The organism is Mesorhizobium robiniae (assembly GCF_040545535.1).
In the GTDB taxonomy this organism is placed as follows: Bacteria; Pseudomonadota; Alphaproteobacteria; order Rhizobiales; family Rhizobiaceae; genus Mesorhizobium; species Mesorhizobium robiniae.
In genome coordinates, this window is the sequence record NZ_JBEPMC010000001.1 from 481732 (window position 1) to 495522 (window position 13791).

The 13791-nt window shown below is 63.0% G+C and carries 8 protein-coding genes; 5 read left to right on the top strand and 3 right to left on the bottom strand.

From position 1 onward, the window contains the following. Nucleotide 1: 1 nt before the first annotated feature. Both ABID19_RS02290 and ABID19_RS02295 read left to right on the top strand, forming a co-directional pair. The gene (locus ABID19_RS02290) at nucleotides 2-1108 is read left to right on the top strand and encodes a glycosyltransferase family 2 protein (protein WP_354487676.1); all 1107 of its coding nucleotides are present in this window, start codon (nucleotides 2-4) and stop codon (nucleotides 1106-1108) included. Beyond that, complete coding sequence (locus ABID19_RS02295) at nucleotides 1108-2892, top strand: ABC transporter ATP-binding protein (protein WP_435528674.1); 1785 nt, start codon at nucleotides 1108-1110, stop codon at nucleotides 2890-2892. The genes ABID19_RS02290 and ABID19_RS02295 overlap by 1 nt, the downstream gene beginning before the upstream one ends. 73 nt (nucleotides 2893-2965) lie before the next feature. Here the strand turns inward: ABID19_RS02295 and ABID19_RS02300 are convergent, their stop codons facing one another. After that, nucleotides 2966-5164, bottom strand: coding sequence for a sensor domain-containing diguanylate cyclase (locus ABID19_RS02300; RefSeq protein WP_354487678.1), 2199 nt, complete (start codon nucleotides 5162-5164; stop codon nucleotides 2966-2968). Between the two features lie 717 nt (nucleotides 5165-5881). On the opposite strand from ABID19_RS02300, the gene ABID19_RS02305 reads away from it, so the two are divergent. The 3 genes from ABID19_RS02305 to ABID19_RS02315 all read left to right on the top strand — a co-directional run bounded on the left by ABID19_RS02305 (nucleotide 5882) and on the right by ABID19_RS02315 (nucleotide 7528). Next, the gene (locus ABID19_RS02305; protein ID WP_354487680.1) at nucleotides 5882-6070 is read left to right on the top strand and encodes a hypothetical protein; all 189 of its coding nucleotides are present in this window, start codon (nucleotides 5882-5884) and stop codon (nucleotides 6068-6070) included. Between the two features lie 204 nt (nucleotides 6071-6274). Beyond that, entirely contained in the window at nucleotides 6275-7081 is an 807-nt protein-coding gene (locus tag ABID19_RS02310; RefSeq protein ID WP_354487682.1) for a class I SAM-dependent methyltransferase, read from the top strand. 141 nt (nucleotides 7082-7222) lie between these two features. After that, a complete protein-coding gene (locus tag ABID19_RS02315) occupies nucleotides 7223-7528 on the top strand; it encodes a hypothetical protein (RefSeq protein WP_023799134.1) in 306 nt (101 codons plus the stop codon). 40 nt (nucleotides 7529-7568) lie between these two features. Here the strand turns inward: ABID19_RS02315 and ABID19_RS02320 are convergent, their stop codons facing one another. Continuing rightward, nucleotides 7569-12506, bottom strand: coding sequence for a putative Ig domain-containing protein (locus tag ABID19_RS02320; protein WP_354487685.1), 4938 nt, complete (start codon nucleotides 12504-12506; stop codon nucleotides 7569-7571). A gap of 367 nt (nucleotides 12507-12873) precedes the next feature. Next, nucleotides 12874-13704, bottom strand: coding sequence for an aldo/keto reductase (locus ABID19_RS02325; protein ID WP_354487687.1), 831 nt, complete (start codon nucleotides 13702-13704; stop codon nucleotides 12874-12876). Between the last annotated feature and the right edge of the window lie 87 nt (nucleotides 13705-13791).

Consider the following 13791-nt stretch of genomic DNA (forward strand, 5'->3'; position numbering starts at 1 on the left):
AATGACAGTCAAATCCCATCAGCCTCTGCAGCACGGTCGCTTGAGCAGGCTTGAAAGTCGCTTGAGCAGGCTTGCGCCCATCGCGGTCGATCCCCGGCCGCAGCACGGCCCGGCACCGGAGGTGAGCTTCATCGTCTGCACGCGCAACCGCGTCGCGGTGCTCGAGCCCTGCATCAGGTCGATCCAGGCCGCGTGCCGTGCCCATCCTGCGTTCGCGGCCGAACTGGTGGTTGTCGACAACGGCTCGACCGACCGCACGGCAGAGCGCCTGGCCAGCATCGCCGAGCTGTCGGACATTCCATTGACCGCTGTTTGCGAGCCACGACGCGGATTGGCGGCGGCCCGCAACGCCGGCCTGGCACGCGCGCGGGGCCGTGTTTTGGTCTTCGTCGATGATGATTGCCAGGTCCATGGTGACTACCTCAGTGATTTGCAGCGACACTATGCGTCCGGGGAACGGGTCGTCAGGGGAGGCCGCGTCGAGATCGGCGACGCCAGGGATCTGCCATTCACCATCAAGCGATCGCCGGTCCGCGAGCGGCTTACATCGGATGTTCATCCCGGCGGCTTTGTGCTCGGCTGCAACATGACGATGCACCGCGACGTTGCGGCCCGCATCGGGCTTTTCGACGAGCGGTTCGGCGCAGGCGGCCCGCTGCGCTCCGCGGAAGATACGGATTACCTCGTGCGAGCGGTGCTGCTCGGCATCCCGGTCGAATATGTGCCCGACATGACGATTTTCCACCATCATGGCCGACGAGATCGCAAAGCCATCGACAGGCTCCACCGCGACTACAGCCTGGGCAATGGCGGGCTTTGCCTGAAACATGTTCGCCATGCGCCCTGGCTGCTTCGCCATTTCTACTGGGCAGTCAGATCGGCTTTCCGGGAACTGGTGAAGGGTCCTGCGTTCGATTGCGAACTCAAGCTGTCGCACTGGCCGATCGTCGCCATGAACATGCTCGGTGCAGCCAAATTCGCGATGCTTGTGTTGGCGAGATCGCCGGAGGCGCCGCAAGTGCGGCGGGACCAACAAGCACAGGATCGACAGACACAGGATCGCCAGGATCAACAGGCAAATGCCGAGGCGAGGGTGAATACGCCATAATGCGACTGGTACCGCCGAGCCTGCCGATGCTGCGCCGCGCGCTTGGAAGGAAGCAGTTGCGCCTGCTTCCCGCCGTGGTGGTGCTGGGCCTCGTCAGCGCGGCCCTCGAAGGCTTTGGCATCGGCCTGATCATCCCGTTGCTGGGCATCATCATGGGGCAGGGGGATCAAGCTGGAATGGCCGGTTTCTCGGCCGTGTTCCAGCACTTCGGATCTGATTTGAGCGAGGCCGACCGGCTGATCGTCATTTCGGCCGCCATTCTCGGCTCGATCATCCTGAAGAACATCTTCGCCTTCGCCAACACGCTGCTGACGACCTTCATCTATGGCAAGGCAAGTCATTCGATCCGCAGCGCGCTGTCGGAGCAGCTGCTGCGGGTTGGTTATCCGTTCTTCCTGCAGCAAAGCCCCGGACGGCTGCTCAACATCATCTCCAACGAATCCTGGCGGGCGTCGGATGCGATCCAGATCATGCTGGCGGCGATCGTCAACGCCTCGGCTGCAATCATCCTGCTGGTCTTTCTGCTCCTGCTTTCATGGCAGATGACGCTGCTGGTCACACTCGGACTGGTCCTCGTTCAGATCGTGCACGCCGTGCTGTCAGCCAATTTGAAGGCGCCCAGCCGCAGCGTCGCCTCGCGCAACAGCGATCTCGCCTCGCAGATGCTCCACCTCGTGCATGCCGGGCGTCTGATCCGCATTTTCGGACAGGAGAGCCGCGAGAAGGCGGTATTCGATCGGGCATCGGATGGGGTTCGCCGGGCTGCGTTCGTCCTGCTTACGCGACAGGGCGCATTGCCGCCGCTGACCGAGGTCCTCCACGCGATGCTGTTTCTGGCGGTGGTGATCGGCGCCTGGTTCGTGGGCGTGAGTTTCCCGTTGATCGTCGCATTCGTCATTCTGCTCTACAGGCTGCAGCCCTATATGCGAGCCTTGCAAATGGCCTGGAGCCAGCTGCAGGGCTTGAGCGGATCGCTTGAAGAGGTGGTCTGGTTGTTGGACCCATCCGACAAGCCCGAGCCTCCGCAAGGCAGCGGACCTTTTCGCGGCTTGGGCCAGGCCATCAAGTTCGATGACGTGACCTTCACCTATTCCGGTTCGGACCGGCGTGCTGTGGTGCTGCATTCGGCGGCTTTCGAAATCCGCAGCGGCCGCTCGACGGCACTCATCGGCCGCTCCGGCGCGGGCAAGACGACGATCGTCAATCTCCTGTGCCGCTTTGTCGAGCCTGATACCGGTAGAATTCTCGTCGATGGATCACCCCTCGACCAGATCGACCCCAGCCAATGGCGAAGGCATATCGCACTTGCCAGCCAGGACCTGGAGCTGGTGGACGGCACCATCTTCGACAACATAGTCTACGGGCAGGATACGGCCTCGGCCGCCGACGCCGAACGCGCGGCAAGACTAGCCGAAGCGCATGAATTCATTGAACATCTGCCCCAGGGCTACAAGACGATCGTCGGCTACAGGGGCGTCAATCTTTCAGCGGGACAGCGGCAGCGTATCGCACTGGCGAGAGCCCTGGTGCGCGATCCCGACATCCTCATCCTGGACGAAGCCACCAATGCGGTGGACGGGCTGTCGGAAGCGGCAATCGTCGAAACCCTGAAGTCGAGGGCCGGCCGCCGCACCACCATCGTCATCAGTCATCACCACAGCACCATCTCGTTCTGCGATGATGTGGTGATCCTGAGCAACGGGCGTGTGAAAAAGCAGGCGCCTTTCGCCGCTCTGGCATCGCTCAGCATGGATGAACTTTATCAGCATGAGCCGCTGGAGTGACCGGGACTGCGTGCGCATTCCGGGTCGTGGCGAGCGTCACACTTTAGCGATCAAGGCCAGACGGGCGTCCCGTCTATTTTTTGGGCGCTGTTACCAACTGGATTTGTCGCTCGCCCGGGGCGCTGCTGCGCGCGATAACGACTCGATCACGCCCCTCACCCTTGGCCTCGTAGAGCGCGTGATCCGCGGCATTCGTGAGTTCGGCCCAGCCCGCTCCATGCTCCGGATAAGCGGCGATCCCGAACGAAACCGTAACAGTGCCCAGCGTCCGCCCGCGATGCGCCAAGTGAAGCTGCCTGATTGCCTGGCGCAGCGCTTCCGCCCGCTCAGCGCCTTCTTCAAGCGAGCATCCCGGCATCACGAGGGCGAATTCCTCACCGCCGTAGCGCGATACGACATCGCTATCCCTGGCATGCTCGATCAAAGTGGCGGCGACCTGCTTCAATACCAAGTCGCCGGCCTCGTGGCCGAACGTGTCGTTGAACTGTTTGAAATGGTCGACGTCGAGCATCATGATCACCAGCGGCTGAGCCGACCGCTCCATCCGGCGCAGTTCACGGCTGCTGGTTTCCTCGAGATATCGCCTGTTGAACAGACCGGTGTTTGGATCGCGGATCGATTGCTGCCGCAGCGTCTCGCGCAGGCGCAGATTGGCGAGTGCCAATGCCAGCGTGTCGACGACGCCGCGCAGGATCTGCTGCCTCTCAGACAACCACTGCGGTTTGTCAGCCGCATTCGGTTCACACAAATGGAGAATACCCAGTGTTTCGCCTTGTGCCGCCAGAGGCATGCAGACGTAGCCCTTGCCGCCATTCTCGGTGATATGGGCGCAGCGTGGCGACAGCATGCCCGGGCCGGCGACATGCTCCTGGCCGCGTCGCAACGCCCAGCAGTCTTCCGGCGCAAATTGGGTAGCGCTCGACCGAACGGAGCCCCAATGCGCCACCTCTTCCACCAGGTTGCGCGAGGCGCTGGTCAGGTGGACGGTCCCGCTCAAGCCACCGAGGAACTCGGCCATGGCGGTGCCGACCACTGAAAACGCTTCAGGAAACGTAACGCAGGCCTGGAGCAGTTCCCCGAGCTTCACAAGGCGGGTGGTGGTTTCCGACTTCTCGTGCAATTCGCGGTTTAGCACAGCAAGCTGATCGGCACGCTCGTTCACAACACCTTCCGCGCGGCGCAGTTCGCTGATGTCATTGAGCGTGAGGACGAGACCTCCGTCGGACTTGCTGAGGGGACTGCAGCTCGCGATCACCGGCAAATGCGAGCCATCCAATTTGGTCAAGCGCACTTCGCTCTGGTGCTGGCGGCCCGAGGTCAAGGCCAACTCGACCGGAGACGTCCCGGCCGCGAACTCGCCGCCTCTCGGATCACGCATCGTCATGACCGAGCGCCATTCCTGGCCGACGATCTTGTCGGCGCGCCGCCCAATCATCGAGACCGCCGCGGGATTGACGCTGGCAATCCGGCCATCACCGTCGAGGACGGCAATGCCTTCGGCCGCCGTGTCGACGATATCCTCGATATGGGCTCGCGCCGATTCAAGCTCGGCCGCCATCGTGTTGAAGCCATGCGCCAGCTGGCCGAACTCATCCTTGCGATTGTGAATTACACGCGTCGTGGCATTGCCTTTTGCCAGCGCTTCCATGCCTTTCGTCAGATCAGAAAGCCCGGCGCCGAAGCGGCGCAGTAGCGCCGCCGCGAATCCCGCCGCAACCAGCATGGCGGCCGCCGCGCTGAGGCCAATCAACCAAAGCATGTTGCTGGTGCGCCTTTCGGCATCGCCTAGCAAAGGGTCGTATTCCAAGAGCACGGCGCCGATGATCGTGTCCTCGGGATGCTCGATCGGAACGACCAATAAGTCGTTGATCTCGTGAGGATCATTAAACCTGCGTGGGACGCCATCCTCCAGCGTCTTGCCGACTTCATTGCCGGGGTCATGATCGAACTTGTCGCCGATAGTGTGGTCTTCGTCGGAAGCGTGGGCCAGGAGGATCTTGTTGCGGTCGACGACGAGGAAATCTCTGCGCGAATCGTGGTGCTGATGCTCCAGAAACTCTCGCAGCGCGTCGGGTCGATCGAGCAGCGAAGGTGCCCCATCGGATGACTTGAAGACGACCGTGTTGGCCAATTCCCGCGCGACATTGGCCGCCTCAGTCAACCCCAACGACCTGATCGCGGCCATCTGCGTAAAAATCGCAACGCCGCCTACCAACCCGATCAAAGCCGATGCGGCCACCATGCTGAGAATGATTTGGCTCTTGATGCGCACGTCACGGGCCTGCTGAGGACGACGGCATCGTACATGCCCCGATCGAGCCAACATTTCACACTGAATATTTTATTACCAAATGCTTATTAACGTACTAACGATAAGCCAATCAGGCGGCGCTCTTTTGCCGCTTCGGCTTAACGTCTCCATCATGGTGCGGCCGCGCACAGCCGGAGCGCAAAAGGGAGCTTCGGGTCGCAGTCGCCCGCGGCAGTTATCCACGCTGCCGCAAGCCGAGTGTCGCTCTGCTCCGGGCGATCCACTCCTCAAGAGGCGGCTACTTCGAGCAGGCCTTCCAGACATTCATGAGGCCAATGGGGCATTGTCGGGGGCGGGAATTTCGGGTCCTCACGCCGCTCGGCTTTAGCCTGAACGATGCTGTGACAGTCATGTCGGCCTGGGGCGAGCACCACGAGACATGGAAATCCCGGCGTAGAGCTGCCTGACGGGGGCGGGGTCCAAACTGACGCCGGCCTGCGCCAGTTGCAGACGTCAGCACCGACCCGAAGCAGCATTCAAGCAAAACCCGCCCCGGTCTCCGGAGCGGGTCTGTTGCCTGAGGCGGAACTCAACACATGTCCGCGACAGCAAGGTCGTCTCGATATGCTGAAGATCTGGTTAACCGGCCAGATTTGATTCAAATCCGCCTGTGGATATTTGTCTTTGGGTAAATCGAGATTGCCATCCTTGTCGGACGGCGGGCAAAAGGAGAAATCCATGATTAGCGACTTTGCCGCCGCCCATCTCCATCTCGAACGAGCCTGCCACTATTTGCGCGGCGATGACGAGACGAGCAGCATGGCTCGTGCGGCTCTGGATATTCTGATCGATGCAATCGTCGCGGCCCAGTACAAGCGTCCGCCCGCAGACATCGTGGAATTTCCCAGAACGGCAAAGCGGCAATAGTCGAGAGGCGGCCCCGGGGCTCGCACGAATCCAACCGGCAGATCGCCTGCGTTAGCAGGCGATTCCCCTCGGGAGAGGACCGGCGTCTGATCCTCCTCTGCATTTCCAGCTTGGGCGCACTCCTATGCCTCTGTTCCTGCGATTGAGACGGGCGTATTCTTGCGCGGACGAATGGTCTGAACTTATCTCGGGGAGGAGATGGCGATGGCTGAGGCAACGCGTCACGACGCTTGGCAGGCCGGAGATAGCTACGACCTCTATATGGGGCGATGGAGCCGTCAGATAGCTCCACTGTTCCTGGACTGGATCGATCCGGCGGAGGGGCTGGATTGGCTTGAGGTAGGTTGCGGAACCGGGGCGCTGTCGGCAGCCATCCTGGCGCGCTGCAATCCCGGGAGCCTGGTGTCCATAGACCCATCGGAAGGTTTTCTCGCCAAGGCGCGGGCAAACGTGCGTGACGAACGCGTCGAGTTTCTCGCGGGCGATGCGCAGGCGTTGTCTGTCGAACCGAGCAGCAAGGACATGGTCGTGTCGGCGCTTGTTCTCAACTTCATCCCCGACAAGGAAAAGGCACTCGCCGAGATGCGGCGGGTGGCCCGCCGTGGAGCGACGATTGGGTTCTATGTGTGGGATTATCCCGGCGGCGGCGTGGAATTCATGCGGGCCTTCTGGACCGCTGCGACTGCTCTTGATCCCGGCGCTGTCGACCTTACCGAGGACAGGCGCTTTCCGTTCTGCACCCAAGACGGATTGACCGATCTCGCGGAGAAGGCCGACTTGGTTTCCATCGACTCCACCCGGATTGAAATGCCGGCTGTGTTCAAGGACTTTGACGACTACTGGTATCCCTTCACCCTGGGCGCGGGGCCGGCGCCCGGCTATTGCATGAGTCTCGAGCCCGCAGCTCGCCAGAGATTGATGGAGAGGCTCCGCGATAGTCTGCCGCGCGGCGAGGGCGGGTCCATTCCCCTGAAGACCAGAGCCTGGGCAGTCAAGGCCAAGGTTCGCTGATACCCGCGAGCCCGCGGCGCGCCAACCGGCAGGCCGCCAACGATGGGCTGTCCTGCGCAAAGTTCGGGTTGACCGGCCGTGTACGCAAAGCGACTATTCGTCCGGCCGAGATCGTCATGCCGGCGTCAGGAGGAAGATACGATGGACGAGCCCGATCGGTGGCGTCATATGTCGAGCGCGCCAAGGGATGGCAGTCGAATCCTTGTCACGGTTCGGCCCTCCGAACAGGGTCCGGCGGAAGTCGACCTGGCTTACTGGTCTCGAGCCGACCAGTTCGGCAGTGAAGGCTGGCGTGCTTCCGACTCATCGCCTGGACGCGTGGTTGAATACGCCGAACCCGAGCTGAAATGCTGGATGCCGCTGCCGACAGCCAATCTGAGCAAGGGTTCGTTGCCCAGCCCCTGGGACGAAGAGGATGTCCCGCTGCTGGACGGGTCGGGGATATAAGGATGGCGCGCGATCGTCTGATCCGCTTCGACGTTCCTGATTAGAAGTTCGCTCCGACCTTCAGGCCCACCGCGTGGCTGTGGCCGTCGCCGTCGAGCCCCAGGTTAAGGCGGTAGTCGAGCCCAAGCTGCCAGTCGTCGCCGAGTTCGGCGTCGAAGCCCGCCTGCAAGGTCAGGTAGTCGCGGCTCATGGGATCGATCTCCAGCTCATAGGGCAGTCCGCCCGAAAGGTCGGCATAGCCAATGCTGGCAAGGCTCGAGCCCGCGAAATCATGGGTGTATTCCAGCCTGGCGCGCGGCACCAGCGCGCCCCAGTCTGTCGGCATGTGGTATTCCATTCTAAGGCCCAGCACGCCGGCCACCATCTCCGCGTCCTGGTCGCCAAAGGCGAGGTTGTAGGGTCCCGCACCCGTCTCGGTGAAGGCGTCAAGCCGAGACCAGGAGGCCTCAACCCGCGCATAGGGCGACAGAAGCAGGCCGTCCCTGCGATGCTCATAGCCTGCCGAGAGCGAGCCGAAGAACTGGTGCCCGTCGCGCCCTCCTTCCGCGAAGCCGCCCGTATCGGTGACGAAGCGGTGGCTGTCGAACTCCAACCGGCTAAAGCCAAGGAGCCCGTCGAAGAAGACCCCCGCCGTCGGCTGATAGCTGCCATAGAGGGCGGCACTGAAGGCCTGCGCCTCGCTTTCAGTGCCGTTGTCTCCGACGTCAACGGCGTCGCGTCCATAGCCGATGCCGATGCCGCCGACAAACTTCGGCGAGAAGCGCCAGTCGACGCCGGCGCTAACGCCGACAAGTGTCTGGTCAAGCTCGATCGCACCGTCCTCGCGGCTGCCGAAATTGACGAAGCCGCCGGCCCAGAAGGCCATCCTGCTAGCGGCAGCGGCTCCGCCGCTGCCGCTAGCCGGTGCTCCGGGGCCGCCGAGAGGGAAGCCGAACGCGCGAGCGTCACCGCCTTCTTCACCCGCATAGGCCAGCGGCTCGTCTTCTTGCTGCAGACCGATCCGCAGATCGATCGATGCGGCACGGCGATCGCTTTCGTTATGCAACCGCTCCAGCCGATCGTTAAAATTCCCGATCTGGGCGTCTGCGAGACGGCGGGCCGAATCCACCTGGGCCGTCAGCAGACCGATTACCTCGGGATCTTCCGAGGGGTCGGGCCGTATCATCACGCTGAAGGTAATGGTCGCCGGCGCCGACACGCCCCAGGCATTGGACAGCGTATAAGTAATGGCGACGGCGCCGCTCGCCGTCTCCGTGGCGGCAAAAACCAGATCGTAGTTGCCGCCGCTGCCTTCGATGCTGGCGGTGCCGGCGGCTGCCGGAGGATGAGAAACGATCGCTGCTGCCGTGAAGGGCGAACCCGTTGCACCCTCAGTCAGGCTCGCCCGGCCCGTCGTGCCTGCCAGGATCTCCACCGTGCGGTTGGAAGCGACGGGGACTGGGGCACCGATGACGAGCGTGTAGGAGGCGGAGCCGGTGAAGCCGAGGGCGTCGGCGGCTTCGATGGTGACGGCAAAACTCCCGGACTCGCTCGGTGTGCCTGTGAGCGACCCGTCTGCGGCAAGCGTCAGTCCCGCGGGCAGCGTACCCGATGTCAGTGCGAAGCCGTAGGGAGCCGTACCGCCCGTCGCCGACAATCCTTGCGCATAGGCGACACCGCCGGTGCCGCCAGGCAAGGAGGAAGGCGTGAGCGCGATCGCCGGAGCGCCGATGGAAAGTGCGTAGGCCTGGACGCCGGTGAACCCGTTCGCGTCCGTCGCGGTCACGGTGAAATTGGAGTTTCCAGCGGTGGTCGGTGTTCCCGACAGTTCGCCGGTGGCCGACAGGTTCAGCCCCGGCGGCAGTGTGCCTGCTGTAATCATATAGGCATAGGGCGCTACCCCGCCGGAGGCGGAAAGCGCTTGTGTATAAGCGATACCGCCGGTGCCATCGGGCAGAGTGGAAGGCGCGAGCGTGATCGCCGGAGCACCGATGGACAGCGCATAGGCCTGAACGCCGGTGAAGCCATTCACGTCAGTCGCGGTTACGGTGAAATTGAAATTTCCAGCGACGGTCGGTGTGCCTGCGAGTGACCCGTCAGCGGCAAGCGTCAGCCCGGTGGGCAGCGTACCGGCCGTCAGCGCGAAGCTATAGGGAGCCGTGCCGCCTGTCGCCGACAGTCCTTGAGCATAGGCGATACCGCCGGTGCCATCGGGCAAGGTGGAAGGTGCGAGCGTGATCGCCGGAGCACCGATGGACAGCGCATAGGCCCGAACGCCGGTGAAGCCATTCACGTCAGTCGCGGTCACGGTGAAATTGAAGGTTCCTGCGGCGGTCGGGGTTCCCGTCAGGTCGCCTGTGGCCGACAGGTTCAGCCCCGGCGGCAGTGCGCCGGCCGTAACTACATAGCCATAGGGCGCTGCTCCGCCGGAGGCGGAAAGCGCCTGCGTATAAGCGATACCGCCGGTGCCGCCGGGCAGGGTGGAAGGTGCAAGCGCAATCGCCGGAGCGCCGACGGAAAGTGCATAGGCCTGCGCGCCGGTGAACCCGTTCGCGTCAGTTGCCGTCACGGTGAAATTGAAGCTTCCAGCAGTGGTCGGGGTTCCCGTCAGGTCGCCCGCGGCCGACAGGTTCAGCCCCGGCGGCAGTGTGCCGGCCGTAACCGTGTAAGCGTAAGGCGCCACCCCGCCGGAGGCGGAAAGCGCCTGCGCATAGGCGGTACTGCCGGTGCCATCGGGCAAGGTGGAAGGCGCCAGTGTGATCGTCGGAGCACCGATGGACAGTGCATAAACCCGGACGCCGGTGAACCCGTTCGCGTCCGTTGCCGTCACGGTGAAATTGAAGGCTCCAGCGGTGGTCGGGGTTCCCGTCAGGTCGCCCGCGGCCGACAGGTTCAGCCCCGGCGGCAGCGCGCCGGCCGTAACCACATAGCCATAGGGCGCTGCTCCGCCGGAGGCGGAAAGAGCCTGTGTATAAGCGATACCGCCAGTGCCATCGGGCAGGGTGGAAGGTGCAAGCGTGATTGTCGGAACAGCGATGGACAGCGCATAGGCTTGCGTGCCGGGGAAACCGTTCGCGTCAGTTGCCGTCACGGTGAAATTAAAGGTTCCTGCGGTGATCGGCGTGCCCGACAGGTCGCCTGTGGCCGACAGGCTCAGCCCCGGCGGTAATGCGCCGGCGCCAACCATATAGTCATAGGGCGCTGCTCCACCGGAGGCGGAAAGCACCTGCGCATAGGCGATACTGCCGGTGCCATCGGGCAGAGTGGAAGGCGCCAGCGTGATTGTCGGAACAGCGATGGACAGCGCATAGGCCTGGACTCCGGTGAAGCCGTTCGCGTCCGTCGCCGTCACGGTGAAATTGAAGCTTCCAGCAGTGGTCGGTGTGCCTGTGAGCGACCCGTCAGCGCCAAGCGTCAGCCCGGTGGGTAGCGTACCGGCTGTCAGCGCGAAGCCATAGGGAGCCGTACCGCCCGTCGCCGACAGCCCTTCAGCATAGGCCATACCAGCGGTGCCATCCGTCAGCGTGGAAGGCGCGAGCGTGATCGCCGGAGCAGAGATGGACACTGCATAGGCCCGGGCGCCGGTGAAACCGTTCGCGTCCGTTGCCGTCACAGTGAAGTTGAAGGTTCCAGCGGTGGTCGGTGTTCCCGACAGGTCGCCCACGGCCGACAGGTTCAGCCCCGGCGGCAGTGCGCCGGCCGTAACCGCATAGCCATAGGGCGGTGCTCCGCCGGAGGCGGCAAGAGCCTGCGTATAAGCGGTACCGCCGGTGCCGCCGGGCAGGGTGGAAGGTGCAAGCGTGATTGTCGGAGCAGCGATGGACAGCGCATAGGCTTGCGTGCCGGGGAAACCGTTCGCGTCAGTCGCCGTCACGGTGAAATTGAAGGTTCCTGCGGTGGTCGGGGTGCCCGACAGGTCGCCTGTGGCCGACAGGCTCAGCCCTGGCGGCAATGCGCCGGCGCCAACCATATAGTCATAGGGTGCTGCTCCGCCGGAGGCGGAAAACGTCTGCGCATAGGGGACACCGGCGACGCCGCTGGGCAGGGCCGAAGGTGCCAGCGTGATCGTCGGAGCACCGACGGAAATCGCATAAGCCCGGGCGCCTGTGAAACCGTTCGCGTCCGTTGCCGTCACGGTGAAATTGTAGGTGCCGGGGGTTGTCGGTGTGCCTGTGAGCGTGCCGCCGCCGGCCAGTAAAACACCCTGAGGCAAGGCGCCTGCCGAGACTGTAAAGCTGTAAGGCGCAGTGCCGCCCGTGGCGGTAACGGACCGTGAATAGGCGTTGCTGGCCGTCGCCGAAGGCAGGCTCGTCGGGCTTAATGTGATGGTGGGCGCGACATAGGTGAAGCCGCCGGTCAGCGTGCTCGAACCCGACAGGGTGGTGACTGTGACGTTCCTGCTGCCGGCGGTGTTTGCCGGCGTCGTCCCGGTGATTGTCGTGGAGTTGACGACGGTTGTGCCGATGAGCGCGGTGCCCCCGATGGTCACGCCTGTGACGTCGTTGAGGTTTACGCCTGTGATCGTGACCGAGGTGCCCCCGGTCACCGGTCCGCTCGTCGGTGAGATCGACGTCAGCGATGGCACGCCCTGCGGAACGTAGGCGACGGTAACCTGTCCAGCTACGTTCCCGCCGCGCGGTCCTCCATTGGTCGTAAGATTATACGTTCCGTACTGGATGATGTCGAAATTGTTGCTCGGCTGGGTTACGTAGGTCGCCGTGCAGTTGGTCGTTTCGAATGGAGCGAGCGGAAGGGCGGGCGCGCAATTGACCGTCCCCAACGGGTGGTTCATGGTGAGGGCGACCGAGTTGATGATCGCGTTCTCCTGGTCGATCCGGAAATGGAAGGTGATGGTCTGGCCGGGGCCTGAGAAGGTGCTGGGAGTCGCCCCCGTAATCGTAACGCCCGCAGCCGCGGGCAAGATTAAGGCGGCCATGAAGACGAAGAGCGCGCCGACGCGCACCAGTATTGCAGCCGCAAGACGCGCCGAACCAAACATGCCCCAACCCCCCGATCAGGTATTGCCAAGCAGCCGAGAAGAACCCGTTGCCCATAGCATTGCCTGTACGCCTGTCTAACACAAACGCGTGTAGGGTCAACGGCCTACAACCGTCGCTGCCTTGGTATAGACAGAAAGATTTCTTGCCGTTCTCCGGAGCCAGGATGGTGCTCGGATGAGCGAAGCTCCCGAACTATCCAAGGCAGGCTATTCGCACCGGGTATGACCAGCTGAAAATGACGTAGTGAGACATGCAATTGGTTGATAGGTAGGCAGGACAGATCTCCTCTGTCCTGCCCTGCTTGCCAAAACGTGGCATCTCCCCACTTGGGGGGAGGCAGCTTCGCCGCCGGTTCGTTTCACGCCCTCAGAACAGGAATGCAGCCGTGGCCGGGTTCGGCCCGGTGCGACCGTCTGATGAGTCCATGCCTCGAATGAGCTCGAGGTCTGCCGCGTCCAGCTCGAAATCGAAGACGTCGAAGTTGGCGGCGATCCGGTTCTGGTGGATCGACTTTGGAATGACGATCAGCCCTTCCTGGAGGTGCCATCTGATGATCACCTGCGCCACGGACTTGCCATGCTTTCCGGCGATGCCTTCAAGGGTCGGGTCGCTCAACAGCCGGCCGCTGCCCAGCGGGCTCCAGCTTTCGATGCGGATGTTGTGCGTGCTATGAAAATCTCTGGCGTCGCGCTGTTGGAACCGGGGATGGAGTTCGATCTGGTTGACGACCGGAACGACCCCGGTCTCGCCGATGATCCGCTCGAGATGGTCCTGGTTGAAATTCGAAACCCCGATCGACTTGATCCGGCCGCCATTCCTGAGTTCGATCAGCGTTTTCCAGGCTTCGACGTATTTATCCTGGCTGGGCACTGGCCAGTGGATCAGGAACAGGTCGAGCTGTTCGATCCCGAGCTTGTTCATCGTCTCGTCGAAAGCCCGAAGGGCGGCGTCGCGCTGATGCGCGCCGTTGCGCAGCTTCGAGGTGATGAACAACTCGCTCCTCGGCACGCCGGCCGTGCGGATCGCTTGCCCGACGCCTTCCTCGTTCTGGTAGCCTTCGGCGGTATCGATCAATCTGTAGCCGGCATCGATTCCCCAACTCACCACCTGCGCCGTAATGGCCGGATCGACCTGCCACACGCCAAGGCCGATCTGGCGAATGGCGGAGCCATCGTTCAATGATATCTGTTCAGGCATATTCAGGTCCTTTTACAATGGGGACTACTAGGGGGCGCTGCGGAACGTTCTGCTTCGGCGCACAGTCTATCTAGTCTCGATGTTCGC